The organism is Brevundimonas variabilis, from assembly GCF_014199945.1.
Classification (GTDB): domain Bacteria; phylum Pseudomonadota; class Alphaproteobacteria; order Caulobacterales; family Caulobacteraceae; genus Brevundimonas; species Brevundimonas variabilis.
The window spans coordinates 617181-629570 of record NZ_JACHOR010000001.1 but is presented as its reverse complement, the minus strand read 5'-3'; the positions used below and the strand labels follow the sequence as shown (position 1 = coordinate 629570).

General features: G+C 69.0%; 9 protein-coding genes and 1 riboswitch. Of the genes, 6 read left to right on the top strand and 3 right to left on the bottom strand.

What is annotated here, in order from left to right; translation table 11 throughout:
- Positions 1-4: 4 nt before the first annotated feature.
- Both GGR13_RS03025 and GGR13_RS03020 read left to right on the top strand, forming a co-directional pair.
- Positions 5-946 (top strand): diacylglycerol/lipid kinase family protein, encoded by a 942-nt coding sequence (locus tag GGR13_RS03025; RefSeq protein ID WP_246347644.1) that lies wholly within the window; start codon positions 5-7, stop codon positions 944-946.
- Complete coding sequence (locus tag GGR13_RS03020; RefSeq protein WP_183211965.1) at positions 946-1797, top strand: metallophosphoesterase; 852 nt, start codon at positions 946-948, stop codon at positions 1795-1797. Before GGR13_RS03025 ends, GGR13_RS03020 begins: the two co-directional genes overlap by 1 nt.
- Before the next feature lie 63 nt (positions 1798-1860).
- Here GGR13_RS03020 and GGR13_RS03015 read toward each other — a convergent pair whose 3' ends face one another.
- Both GGR13_RS03015 and GGR13_RS03010 read right to left on the bottom strand, forming a co-directional pair.
- Complete coding sequence (locus tag GGR13_RS03015; RefSeq protein ID WP_183211964.1) at positions 1861-2268, bottom strand: hypothetical protein; 408 nt, start codon at positions 2266-2268, stop codon at positions 1861-1863.
- A complete protein-coding gene (locus GGR13_RS03010) occupies positions 2268-2612 on the bottom strand; it encodes a glycine zipper domain-containing protein (protein WP_183211963.1) in 345 nt (114 codons plus the stop codon). The genes GGR13_RS03015 and GGR13_RS03010 overlap by 1 nt, the downstream gene beginning before the upstream one ends.
- A gap of 277 nt (positions 2613-2889) precedes the next feature.
- On the opposite strand from GGR13_RS03010, the gene maiA reads away from it, so the two are divergent.
- Positions 2890-3522: a maleylacetoacetate isomerase gene (maiA, locus tag GGR13_RS03005; RefSeq protein ID WP_183211962.1), complete on the top strand. Its 633-nt coding sequence runs from the start codon at positions 2890-2892 to the stop codon at positions 3520-3522.
- Between the two features lie 73 nt (positions 3523-3595).
- Positions 3596-4516, top strand: a complete 921-nt coding sequence (locus GGR13_RS03000; RefSeq protein ID WP_183211961.1) for an aldo/keto reductase — start codon at positions 3596-3598, stop codon at positions 4514-4516.
- A 43-nt stretch (positions 4517-4559) separates the two neighbouring features.
- On the opposite strand, the gene GGR13_RS02995 is transcribed toward GGR13_RS03000, so the two are convergent.
- Complete coding sequence (locus tag GGR13_RS02995) at positions 4560-6404, bottom strand: TonB-dependent receptor plug domain-containing protein (RefSeq protein WP_183211960.1); 1845 nt, start codon at positions 6402-6404, stop codon at positions 4560-4562.
- 167 nt (positions 6405-6571) lie between these two features.
- A riboswitch (cobalamin riboswitch) is annotated at positions 6572-6791 on the bottom strand.
- A 53-nt stretch (positions 6792-6844) separates the two neighbouring features.
- On the opposite strand from GGR13_RS02995, the gene mutS reads away from it, so the two are divergent.
- Together mutS and glnD are read left to right on the top strand one after the other, a co-directional pair.
- Positions 6845-9526 carry a DNA mismatch repair protein MutS gene (gene mutS, locus GGR13_RS02990; RefSeq protein WP_183211959.1) on the top strand — a complete coding sequence of 894 codons (2682 nt, stop codon included), beginning with the start codon at positions 6845-6847 and terminating at the stop codon, positions 9524-9526.
- Positions 9523-12207, top strand: a complete 2685-nt coding sequence (glnD, locus tag GGR13_RS02985) for a [protein-PII] uridylyltransferase (protein WP_183211958.1) — start codon at positions 9523-9525, stop codon at positions 12205-12207. Before mutS ends, glnD begins: the two co-directional genes overlap by 4 nt.
- Positions 12208-12390: the final 183 nt, after the last annotated feature.

Here is a 12390-nt window from a genome sequence, read left to right as displayed (position 1 = left end):
GACAATGACACCTTTCGACGTCCCGACACAGGCCGGAGCGGCGCCCGAGCCGCGAAGCCTGACTCCCCACGTGGCGATCCAGCGCATCAGCGTGCTGGTGAATCCGCTGTCCGGCTCGGTCGGGCCCCGGGCCGTGGGAGAACTGGACGCGATCCTCAGCGAATATCCGCTGGATTTCGAGGTGGTCTCGCTGGAGGACGGCGCGTTCGATACCCAGGTCCAGAAGGCCTTCGCGAACAAGCCCGACGTCATCTTCGTGCTGGCCGGTGACGGCACGGCCGGGACGGTCGCCTCGAGGGCCGGGCCGAAGGGTCCGCTGGTCGCGCCGCTGCCGGGCGGCACCATGAACATGCTGCCCAAGGCCCTGTATGGCACAACGGACTGGAAGCTGGCCCTGAGGCAGGCGCTCGAGCACGGTGTGCCGCAGCCTGTCGCGGGCGGCACGGTCGAAGGCCAGGCCTTCTTCTGTGCAGCCATCCTGGGCTCGCCAGCCCTGTGGGCACCGGCCCGCGAGGCCATGCGGACCGGCAAGCTGAAGAAGGCCTGGCAATATGGTCGCCGGGCCCTGCGCCGGGCGTTCTCCGGTCGCCTGCGCTACTCGCTGGATGGTTCGGATCGCCGGAAGACCGAGGCGCTGGTGCTGATCAGTCCGATGATTTCCGCGGCCATGGACGAACCCATTGGCCTGGAGGCCGCAGCCATGGATCCGTCCGACACGAGCCAGGCGTTTCGTCTGGCCGCCAATGCCCTGTTCAGCGACTGGCGCCACGATCCATCGGTCTCGACCAAGTCTGCCCGGCGCATCGAGGCCTGGGGCCGTTCGAAGATCCCGGCCGTCGTCGACGGAGAACCGATGCTGCTTCCGCACGAGACCGTCATAACCTTCATCCCAAAGGCCTTCATGGCGCTGGCTCCCCGTACCGAAACGGCCGGAGCCGTCCGCTAGTGGGTCGCCTGCTGCAGTTCTCGGACATTCATTTCGGGGTGGAGCATGCCGATGCCTGCGAGGCGGCGCTGGCTTATGCCCATGCGACGCCGTCGGACCTTATCCTGATCACGGGGGATGTGACGCAGAAGGGCCTGCCGGAGGAATTCGAGGCCGCCGGGCGCTGGATCCGCGCCATGCCCGAGCCCCGGTTCGTCATCGTGGGCAACCACGACGTGCCCTACTATGACGCCTTTGCGCGCGTGTTCGAGCCGTGGAAGGCCTTCGAGACCGCCACGGGCCATCCCGCCCACGATGGTCAGTTCATCGGCGACAGCGTGATGGTGCGCGGCGTGACCACGGCGCGCGGCTGGCAGGCGCGTGCCAACTGGTCCAAGGGCGTCATCGATCTGGACCAGACCCGGCGCGCGGCCGAGGCGCTGCGTCAGGCGCCGATCGGTACGCTGCGGGTCCTGGCCTGCCATCATCCCCTCGTCGAGATGGTCGGCACGCCGATGACAGGCGACGTCAAGCGGGGTGACGAGGCGGCGCTGATCTTTGCCGAGGCCGGTGTCGACCTGATCATGACGGGGCATGTGCATGTGCCGTTTGCCCTCGCCATCGATCTGTCAGACCGCTGCTCCTATGCCGTGGGCTGTGGCACCCTGTCCAAGCGTGAGCGCGGTGCGCGTCCCTCGTTCAATGATGTGTCGTGGAGCGCGCACGAGATCGTGGTCACGGCGATGGAGTGGAACGGCGAGGCCTTCGAGGCGGGGCCGGACTGGAAGCTTGCGCGCCGTCAGGACACCCGCAAGGCCGCAACGGCCCCCGACCCGACGACGCCGGGCGTCATGGAACAGGCCGCCGTCTGATCTCAGGGCATGAAAAAACCCCGCATCCGGAAGGACGCGGGGCTCTTTCCGGCATGAGCCGGATCAGCGATAGCGGCGTGGACCGCGCGTGCGCTCTGTAAAGGCCGCTGCGACCATGGTGGCGAGGGCCGGATTCCGAAGGAAGATCCAGCCACCCGCCAGGGCCGCCACCGTCCCGAGAACGGGGCGGCTGCGGATCAGGGCATAGGCACGACCGCCAAGCCCCTCGGGTTCGTGATCGTCTTCCTCATCCTCGTCGCGACCTCCGTCCGCCTTGCCGGACATGGCAAGGAAGAGGCCGCCCGAAATCAGGGCGAAGACCCCCGCCGTGATGGCGGCGGCTCCGGCGGGATGCATCAGCAGCGTCAGGCCGTAGAACAGGGTGGCCCCTGTTGCGACCACGGCGACCAGGGCGGCTCCGGCCGCGGCAAATCCCGCGACCAGTTTCTTGATGAGGCCCCGGCCGATCATCAGCGACGGCGGCCGGCCAGCAGAAGGCCGAGGACGACGCCGACGCCAAGGGCGATGGCCGTGGACTGGACCGGACGTTCCTGCACGCGCTCGGTCACATAGCGCTGGGCCTCGTCGAAACGCTCCGACGCATCGTCATAATATTCGCGGCCGCGAAGACGGGCCTGATCATAGTAGCCGCGGGCGCGCTCGCGCACTTCCTCGGTCTTGTCGCGAAGGACGGATTCGGCTTCCGCCGCCTTTTCCTTCAGGCGCGAGGTTTCCTCGCGTGCTGCGACCTTGACGTCCTCCTTGAGGGTCTTCAGGTCGTTCTTGATGTCTTCTCGGGCTTTGGTCGTAGCCATGATGCGATCTCCGGTCATGTAAGCTTGACGGTTAGATAGAGGTGTCGTGGCCTCAACGCCAGAGCAGGCTTGCGGTTCCGGACTTTGCTGCAGTGCGGCGAGCGCGGCCCCGTCGTGCAGCACGTAGTCGACCTTTGGCCTCTCGCCTTCCGGGGGCGGGTCATCCTAACATCGACGACATGACCCCGTGGCATTTCCCGTTCGCAGCCGTCCCGTCACTTTCGCGCACCCGTCAGGCCCCAGGGTTTCCATCCCGTCGCACCCTTATGGTCCAACCATGATCCTGCATGATTTCTTCCGGTCGGGGACGTCCTATCGCACCCGCATTGCGCTCAATCTCAAGGGTCTCGGCTATGAGCAGCGCGGGATCGACCTGCGCACCGGAGCCCAGCGATCCGAGGCCTTCCTTCGGCTCAATCCGCAGGGGATGGTCCCGGCGCTGGAGACCGGCGATCTGGTCCTGACGCAGAGTCCGGCCATCCTCGAGTGGCTGGAGGAAACCTTTCCGGAGCCCCCGCTGTTGCCGTCAGGCCCGACCGACCGGGCCCAGGTCCGGGCCATGGCGGCCCTGATCGGCTGCGACATCCATCCCCTGAACAATCTGCGGGTCCTGACAGCCATCAGGGAACTGGGTGCGGATCAGACCGGGGTGGATGCCTGGGCAGGGCGATGGATCACGGCGGGGTTTGACGCCCTGCAGTCGCTTGTCGAACGCTATGGTGAAGGCTGGGCCTGGGGCGAGACGCCGACGCTGGTGGATTGTTACCTGATCCCGCAAATCTACTCTGCGGGTCGATTTAATCTGTCGATGGACCGTTGGCCCGGACTGCAGGCGATTGCCGAAAAAGCCGCGCTACATCCAGCGTTTATCGCAGCCCATCCCGATCGGCAGCCCGATGCGGCCGGATAACGGGGGTCGTCTGGTAAGGTTCTGTCAAAGTCTGGGTTAGCCTCCCTTAAACTTTACAGGCCAAAATCCGACGGTGAAGAAGCTGTCAGATCATTCTCCGGCCGGAAAACTTGCCATTGCGGTGGTGACCGAACCAGAGCGTGCGCAGAACGCCTTCATGTCTGCGCCATCGGGTGCCCGCGAAGAAGCGATCCGCTTGTTGCTGCAGACGGCCGTCGATGCCGGCGTCTCGACGGTCGCGACCCGGCCGGATGGAGATGGCGAGCGCATGCTGGGTCAGGCCTGGCCCTTTCCCTCCCCCTTCCGGGTCACGGTTCGCACCATGTCGATCACGGACGGCGTGGACCGCGTCGAGGCAAGGGCGCGCCGATCGCTGGAACGGCTCGGACTGCCCCGGGGCGATTCCCTGCTCGTGACGAATGCCGGCGATCTTGCCGGAGCCGAAGGCCGCGCGCTCTGGGATCGTCTCTCCGCCCTCAAGGATCGCGGACTGTTCAAGCGGATCGGCTTCTGCGCGACGTTCGAGGACGGACCTGCCCTGCTGGCGCGGCGGTTCCAGCCGGATCTGATCCAGCTGCCCTGCAATATCCTCGACCAGCGGCCCGTGTCGTCGGGACTGCTCGCCGATCTGGCCAAACAGGGCGTGGCCATCCACCTTTCGGCGGTCTTTGCCCATGGGCTGATGTTCACGGGCCGCGAGACCCTGCCACCGCATCTGGCCGACTATGCACTGGCCCTGTCGCGCACGCGGCGGCGTCTGGCCGAAGCCCGGGTCGATCCGATGCAGGCCGCCCTCGCATTCGCGCTGAACCTGCCCGAGGTCGAGACCGTGGTCGCCAGTGTGGCCTCCGCCGCCGAGCTGCGCGCGATCGTCGCCGCAGCGCACGCACCCCGCCCCGACCTCGACTGGGCCGCGCTGGCCTTCCCCGAGCCGGCTGCCCTGACGCAGGAAGCCCTGACGTCGGACCCCTTCCGGATCAGCAGCGCGGCCTGAGCCGAAGGCCCTCTCCCCGCGAGGGGAAAGGGCCTGGATCGCGTCAGTACTGGAAACGGACCCCGACATAGGCGGATCGACCCGGCTCGCCATAGCCTCGCACCTGCTGATACCGCGCGTCGGCCAGGTTCTCGATCCGGGCCGTCAGGGCGACGTCGTCCGTGACCTGCCAGGCGGCATTCAGGTTGGCGGTGACAAAACTGTCCCGGACCCCGCCCGCATCGTCCTGGTCCCCTTCGGCCCGCAGCGTCAGGGCCCCGGACAGTCGATCTGCGGCCCAGGCCAGCGTGGCTGAGCCGGCGTGTTCCGGAACACGCAGCAGCCGGGTGCCCGTCGTCTCGTCCCGGGCATCGGTCCAGGCATAGGCGATCGTCAGGTCAAAGCCCGAACCCAGGTCCGCACGGCCTTCGAGTTCGACACCATCGGTCCGCGTCTCGGCAATGTTGACGTAGGCCGCGTCGAAGGTGATCGGGTCGAAGACATAGGTGATCTGGTCCTGGACGCTCAGCCGGTACAGGGTGGCACGCCCGTCGAACCGGCCATCGGGAGAGGCCCAGCCAAGTGCGATCTCGCCACTGTCAGCGGTTTCCGGCGTCAGCACCGGGAAGGGGGCGGCGGAAAAGCAGAAGTCGCAGACCGCCTGGCTGATCGACGGCGCCTTGAAGCCCGTTCCGAAGGCCCCCGACAGGATGAAGCCGCCATCGAGGTCCAGGGCCGCCGACAGGCGGCCCGTTGTCTCGGACCCGAAATCGTCGGTGTGGTCCAGCCGCAGGCCCCCCGTGACGCTGAGGCGATCCGAGACTTCATATCGGGCGACGCCGAACAGGGCCGTGCTGCCGAGGTCGGCCGTCGTGCCGTCCGAAAGACTGCCCTCAGTCTCCTCGCGCTCCGCCCCGAACGCATAGGACAGCGCGTCGTCCAGGGCCGCGCCGTCGGCCTGCCAGCGATAGACCTGCCGGTCAGCCTCGAAGGACGAGGGGAAGTCGGAAACGGTGTCGCGGGCGATGTCGGAGGCCGAGAGACTGAACTGGTGGGAAAGCCCGAACAGGGGCGCCTTCAACCGGGCAAAACCGGACACCTGTTCGCTGGCGGTCGTGTCCGGGGTGTCGGCGAGGGCGAAGGACGGAGCGGGGAAGCCGTCGATGTCGGCCCTTGAGTCCGACCAGCGGACCGAGCCGTCGATCTCGACCCCCGGCGTGAAGGCGTAGCGGCCGCGGGCTCCGACGGTGGTGCTGCGAAAGCCGTCGGCCTCCGGATTGCCATCGGCTTCGTCGGCGGCCGAGATGCCGTCGGTGTCGAACCGCGAGACCCAGGCCCCGAAGGCATAGGTGTCCTTCGCGACGCCGGCAGCCAGACGACCGCGCCGGGTGTCGTATGAACCCGCTTCCGCCTCGGCGCGAACGCCGTTCACCTCGCGGGTGGTGAAGGCGATGACGCCACCGATGGCGTCGGATCCCCACAGCGAGGACTGCGGTCCCGACAGGACCTCGATCCGCTCGATATCGCCCAGTTCGAAGCCCGAGAAATCGAAGGCTCCATTGACCTCGGCCGGGTCATTGACCGGTACGCCATCGACCAGGGTCAGGGTCTTGCCGGGCGTGGCGCCCCGGATGCGGACCTGGGCCACGCCACCGAAGGCTCCGGCCCGCACCACCGACAGGCTGGGGATGTCGCTCAGGATGTCGGCGGCGAAGACGGCACCGCGCTGCTGGATCGTTTCGGCATCGATGACGCGGGCACCGGGAGTGTCGGACACGATGGCGGGCAGGCGGGTGGCCGTGACGATGACCTCGTCCAGTTCAGGCGTCTCGCGATCGCGGTCCTGCGCCACGGCGGGCAGGGCAAGGCCGACCGCCAGAAGGGCAGGCGAATACAGAAGGTGACGCATGCAGGCGTACTCCGTCAGGCCCCGCGACGGCGCGCGCGGGGCGATGAATGCGACCAATCCGCTCCGGAGCGAGGTCCGGAACGGCGCAGAGATCGGGTCGCTTCAACGGAACGTCTTCCCGCATCGGGAAGGGTTGGCCCCACGCCTCTGTCTGGTCCCGGACAGCGGACGAACGACATCGGCGGCCAGGTCTCCTGGCTTGCGGATCAGTGACCGGCGTCCACGCCTTCCCAGAACCCGCGGACGGGTCCCAGTGGCGCCGGAGACGGATCTCCGGAGCGGACGCGGGTCTCCCCGCCTACAGTTGCGGGCACAGCCGCGGTGTTCGACCGCGTTCCCTTAACCGCCTGATGGACCTATCGCAGGGGCCGGAAGGGGCTGCAAGAGATGGCGTTCACCCTTGAGCCGGGGGGCGCGATCCGTCACCCTGTGGTTTCCCCATGAACGCCCCCCTCAGCCATCCCCCGCAGCCCGCCCCGACCGAGGGCGTCACGCCCGTGATGGCGCAGTTCTGGGCGGCCAAGGCCGAACAGCCCGATGCGATCGTCTTCTTCCGCATGGGCGACTTCTACGAACTGTTCTTCACCGATGCCGAGGTGGCCTCGGCGGTGTTGGGCATCACCCTGACCAAGCGCGGCCGGCATCAGGGCGAGGACATCCCGATGGCCGGTGTGCCGGTGCATGCGCTGGAGGGCTATCTGGCGCGGCTGATCCGGGCCGGGCACCGGGTGGCGATCTGCGAACAGATCGAAACCCCGGCGGAGGCGAGGAAACGCGGGTCGAAATCCATCGTGGCCCGGGGGATCGTCCGGGTCGTCACGCCCGGCACCCTGACCGAGGATTCGCTGCTGGACGCGCGCGGGGCGAACCGGCTGGCGGCGGTCTGTGTGCGCAAGGGCCGTGCTGCGGTGGCGGTGGTCGAGCTGTCGGCGGGGGTGGTCGATTCGGTGGCCTGTGACCTGGCGGACCTCGGCACGACTCTGGCGGCATTCCGCCCCTCCGAGGTGCTGGTCACCGACAAGGGGTTCGGCGATCCCGATCTGAAGACGGCGCTCGAGGGGTCCGGCGGGGTGGTCCAGGCCATGGCCTCGGCCGTGGCCGAGCCCGGCGCGGCGCGCGAGCGGGTGCAGCGGCTCTATGGCGTGGCCTCGCTGGACGGGTTCGGGGCCTTCGAGGAGGCGGAGGTCTGTGCGCTCGGTCTGGTCGCGGCCTATCTGGAGACGACCCAGGCGGGGCGGGTGCCGGCCCTGTCGCCGCCGCGCCGGTCGGGCGAGAGCGGGTTCCTGGCCATCGACCCGGCGACGCGGCTGAGTCTGGAGATCGACCGGACCCAGAGGGGCGAGCGCGAGGGATCGCTGCTGGCCTGTATCGACCGGACGGTGACGTCCGGCGGGGCGCGGGCGCTGGCCGAGCGGATCAGCCGGCCCCTGCGTGACCCGGTCGCGATCAATGCCGGACTGGACGCAGTGGAATGGCTGCTGGAGCGGCGCGACCTGCGCCGGGACCTGAGGGACGGGCTGAAGGCTTCTGCCGATGTGGCCCGGGCCGTGTCGCGACTGGCGCTGGGGCGGGGCGGGCCGCGGGACCTGGCGGCGATCCGCTCGGGGCTGACGATCGCCGAGGGGATCGCGGGGCTGTTCACCCTCTCGCCCGATCCGCTTAACGCACCGCCGGCGCGGATCATGGGCTGCCTCGACCGGCTGACGCTGTCGCCCGAGGTGTCGCGACTGATGCTGGCCCTGGCCGAGGGGCTGGTCGACGAGCCGCCGCATCTGGCGCGGGACGGGGGCTTTGTGCGGCCCGGTTTCCGGCCGGAACTGGACGAGGCTTTGCGGCTGCGCGACGACAGCCGCCGGGTCGTGGCCGATCTGGAGGCGCGGGCGGTGCGCGAGAGCGGCGTGCCGTTCAAGATCAAGCACAATGCCGTGCTGGGCTATTTCCTCGAGACGACGGCCAAGCACGCAGAACCCCTGTTCCGGGTCGGGCCCGAGAGCCCCTTCATCCATCGCCAGACCCTGGCCGCCCAGGTCCGGTTCACGACCGTCGAACTGTCGGAACTGGATGCGAAGATCAGCCAGGCGGGTCACCGCGCGCTGGCGATGGAGGGCGAGACCTTCGAGACCTGGCGACAAGAGGTCCAGCGGCTGGCCCGGCCGCTTCAGGCGGTGGCCGATGCCCTGGCCGAGCTGGATGCGACCGCCGCCCTGTCGGAATGGGCGGAGGAGACCGGGGCGGTGCGGCCCGTGGTCGACGGCAGCCTTGTGTTCGACGTTCAGGCCGGCCGCCATCCGGTGGTCGAGGCCGCCGTGCGCAAGGCCGGCGACCCTTTTACCCCGAACGACTGCCGCACGGATGGCGAAGGCCAGGGCTGTGCCCGCCTGTCGATCGTGACCGGGCCGAACATGGCCGGCAAGTCGACCTTTCTGCGCCAGAACGCCCTGCTGGTGGTGCTGGCCCAGGCCGGGGCTTTTGTCCCGGCGCGCGCCATGCGGCTGGGGGTGGTGGACCGCCTGTTCAGCCGCGTCGGGGCGGGAGACGACCTCGCGCGCGGCCGGTCCACCTTCATGATGGAGATGGTCGAGACTGCCGCCATCCTGACCCAGGCGACGCCGCACAGTTTCGTGGTGCTGGACGAGATCGGGCGGGGCACGGCGACCTATGACGGGCTGGCCATCGCCTGGGCCTGCGCCGAGGCCCTGCATGACGTCAACCGGGCCCGGACCCTGTTCGCGACCCATTACCATGAGCTGGCGCGGCTGGAGCAGCGGCTGGACCATGTCTGCAACCTGTCCATGAAGGCGCGGGAGTGGAACGGCGAACTGGTCTTCCTGCATGAGGCGACATCGGGAGCGGCGGACCGGTCCTATGGCGTCCAGGTGGCGAAACTGGCCGGGGTGCCGCCGGCCGTCGTCGCGCGCGCCCGTGCCGTGCTGGAGCGGCTGGAGACCGACAAGGCGGCCCACGTCCGGCTTGATGACCTGCCCCTGTTCGCCCTGATGGAACCCCCGGCGCCGCCCATCAGGTCGGCGGTGATCGAGGCGGTCGAGGCGCTGGACCCCGACGCCCTCAGCCCGCGCGAGGCGCTGGAGGCGCTCTACCGGCTGAAGGCGCTGGCGAAATGACCCCCACGCTCGACGAGCGTCTGGATGCCGTGGTGCAGGGGCCGAATGTGCGCGCGGCGGTCGCGGCGATTCTGAAGACCCATTACGATGCGGCCCGGGACAAGGTGGCCGCCCGTCTTGCCAATGGCCTGCCCGGGGTCGAGGTGGCGCGCCAGTATTCCGCCGCCGCCGACGAGATGCTGATCGCCCTGTGGCGGTTCACGACCCAGACGCTTTACCCGTCCCACAATCCGACCGAGGCCGAGACCCTGACCCTGATCGCGGTCGGGGGGTACGGGCGCGGCGTGCTGGCTCCGTTTTCCGATCTGGACCTGATCTTCCTGCGGCCCTGGAAGACCACCGCCCGGACCGAGACGGTCGCGGAATTCATGCTCTACGTCCTGTGGGATCTGGGCCTCAAGGTCGGGTCATCGGCGCGGTCGGTCGAGGAGGGGCTGTCGCTGGCCCGGTCCGACATGACCATCCGCACTGCCCTGCTGGAGGCGCGCCACCTGACGGGTGACGAGGCGCTGGCCGATCGTTTCCTGACGACCTTTCGTGAACAGGTGGCCAGGGCCGATCCCCGGGCCTTCATCGCCGCCAAGATGGAAGAGCGCGACGCCCGCCACAGTCGGGCCGGGGCGGTGCGATACCGGGTCGAGCCGAACATCAAGGACGGCAAGGGCGGGCTGCGGGACCTGAACACCCTGTTCTGGATCGCGCGGTCGCTGGCCCCGGACAGTCCGCTGGGGGCCCGGGTTCTGGACGACCTGCTGACCGCCCGCGAGCGGCGCACCTTCGAAGAGGCGTTCGACTTCCTCTGGCGGGTGCGGGGGCATCTGCACCTGACGGCGGGGCGGGCCGAGGAAAAGCTGACCTTCGATCTCCAGCCCGAGGTCGCCCGGCGGATGGGCTGGCGCGGGCGGGGCGACGAGCCGGCGGTCGAGCGGTTCATGCGTCGCTACTTCCTGACGGCGCGCGACGTCGGGGCGCTGACCCGGGCCATGAGCGCGACGCTGGAGGCCCGCCAGCAGAAGAACACGATGAGCCTGTCGCGGCTGATGCCGGGGCGGAAGAAGAACCTCGGCGTGCCGGGATTCATCGAGGACGGCGGCCGGCTTTCGGTCACAGGGCCCGAGGTGTTCGCCGAGGACCCGGTCCGCCTGCTGAGCCTGTTCGTCTGTGCCGACACCCATGACCTGGACCTGCACCCGCACGCCTTTTCGGCCGTGACGCGGTCTCTGGCCCTGGTGACGCCGAAGCTGCGGCGCGATCCCCGCGCGACCGCGGCCCTGCTGCATGTCCTGGCCCACGGACAGCGGCCCTACCGGGTGCTGACGATCATGAACGAGACGGGGCTGCTGGGCCGGTTCCTGCCGGAATGGGGCCGGATCGTGGGCCAGACCCAGTTCAACATGTATCACGCCTATACGGTGGACGAGCACACGCTGCAGGCCATCGGCATCATCAACGACATCTGGCGCGGCAAGCTGGAGGGCGACCACCCGCTGGCCCACGAGGTGATCCATCTGATCGCCGACATCGAGGTGCTGATGCTGGCCATGCTGCTGCATGACGTCGGCAAGGGGGGCGAGCGGGGCCAGCTGGAGGACGGGGCCATCGCCGCGCGCCGGGCCTGCGAACGGCTGGGGGTCGAGACGCGGCGGATCGAACTGGTCGTCTGGCTGGTGCGCAACCATCTGGCCCTGTCGGACTATGCCCAGAAGCGCGATGTCTCGGACCCGGAGACCGTGCGCGCCTTTGCCGAACTGGTCGGGGATCCCGAACGGCTGCGCCTGCTGCTGGTCCTGACCGTGGCCGATATCCGGGCGGTCGGACCGGGGGTGTGGAACAGCTGGAAGGGCCAGCTGATGCGCAGCCTCTATTCGGCGGTCGAGGCCCTGTTCCGGGGCGAGGACATCGAGCGGATCGATCCCATGGCCGGACATCACGACCTCATTGCCCGGGCGGCGAGAACCGGGGCGGCGGCCGAGGCCACGACCGGCAAGGTGGGCCAGATCGAGCGCACGACCGAGATCGCCCTGGCCGCCCGCGACCGCCCGGGCCTGTTCGCCGACCTGGCCGCTGTGCTGGCCGCCGCCGGGGCCGATGTGACCGGAGCCCGTGTCGCGACGGCCGAGGACGGCACGGTGCTGGACGTGTTCCAGGTGCAGGACGGGGCGGACTTGCCCTACGGCCAGGCCGAGCCGCGTCGTCTGAAAACCCTGATTGCGGCCCTGGAAGCGGCGGCCCGGGGGGAGCAGCCCGTCGCCCCGCCCGCCATGCCGCCGGCCACCCCGAGGCGGGCCGTGTTCGATGTGCGCCCGGTGGTGATGATCGACCCTGGAGCATCGGCCCATGCGACGGTGATCGAGGTCTCCGGCGCCGACCGGCCCGGCCTGCTGGCCGAACTGTCGCGCACCCTCAGCGATCACGACCTGTCGATCCGCTCGGCCCATGTGGCGAGCTTCGGGGAGCGTGCGGTCGACAGTTTCTACGTCACGGATGCCGAGGGCGGGAAGATCGTGTCGGATGAACTGCTGACCACGGTCCAGGTCGCGCTGGAGGCCGTGCTGGACCGCACACCCGAGGCTCCGACCGGCCGTCGCATCGTCGCCGCCCGCGCCAGTGCGAGGGACGTGTCCGACCTGAATCGGCCTTTGCGATCCCGGACCGTTTCGCTGCCCTCCGAAGCGCGCTAGGGCAGGACCACTCTCTTTCTCCGCTCATCCCGGCGAAAGCCGGGACCCAGTGCCCTGAACAGGCACGGCGCGCAGGATCGGCATCGGTGGCAAGCCGGCGCGATCGGTATGCCCACAGAACTGGGTCCCGGCTGGTGCCGGGATGAGCGGACCCTCTGGTATCCGATGACCGAAACACCCCGC

Bases quoted from the DNA above. Each gene is read 5' to 3' on its own strand.
- GGR13_RS02995 (WP_183211960.1), bottom strand. From the start codon at position 6,404: ATGCGTCACCTTCTGTATTCGCCTGCCCTTCTGGCGGTCGGCCTTGCC.
- maiA (WP_183211962.1), top strand. From the start codon at position 2,890: ATGATCCTGCATGATTTCTTCCGGTCGGGGACGTCCTATCGCACCCGC.
- glnD (WP_183211958.1), top strand. From the start codon at position 9,523: ATGACCCCCACGCTCGACGAGCGTCTGGATGCCGTGGTGCAGGGGCCG.
- GGR13_RS03010 (WP_183211963.1), bottom strand. From the start codon at position 2,612: ATGGCTACGACCAAAGCCCGAGAAGACATCAAGAACGACCTGAAGACC.
- GGR13_RS03025 (WP_246347644.1), top strand. From the start codon at position 5: ATGACACCTTTCGACGTCCCGACACAGGCCGGAGCGGCGCCCGAGCCG.
- mutS (WP_183211959.1), top strand. From the start codon at position 6,845: ATGAACGCCCCCCTCAGCCATCCCCCGCAGCCCGCCCCGACCGAGGGC.
- GGR13_RS03015 (WP_183211964.1), bottom strand. From the start codon at position 2,268: ATGATCGGCCGGGGCCTCATCAAGAAACTGGTCGCGGGATTTGCCGCG.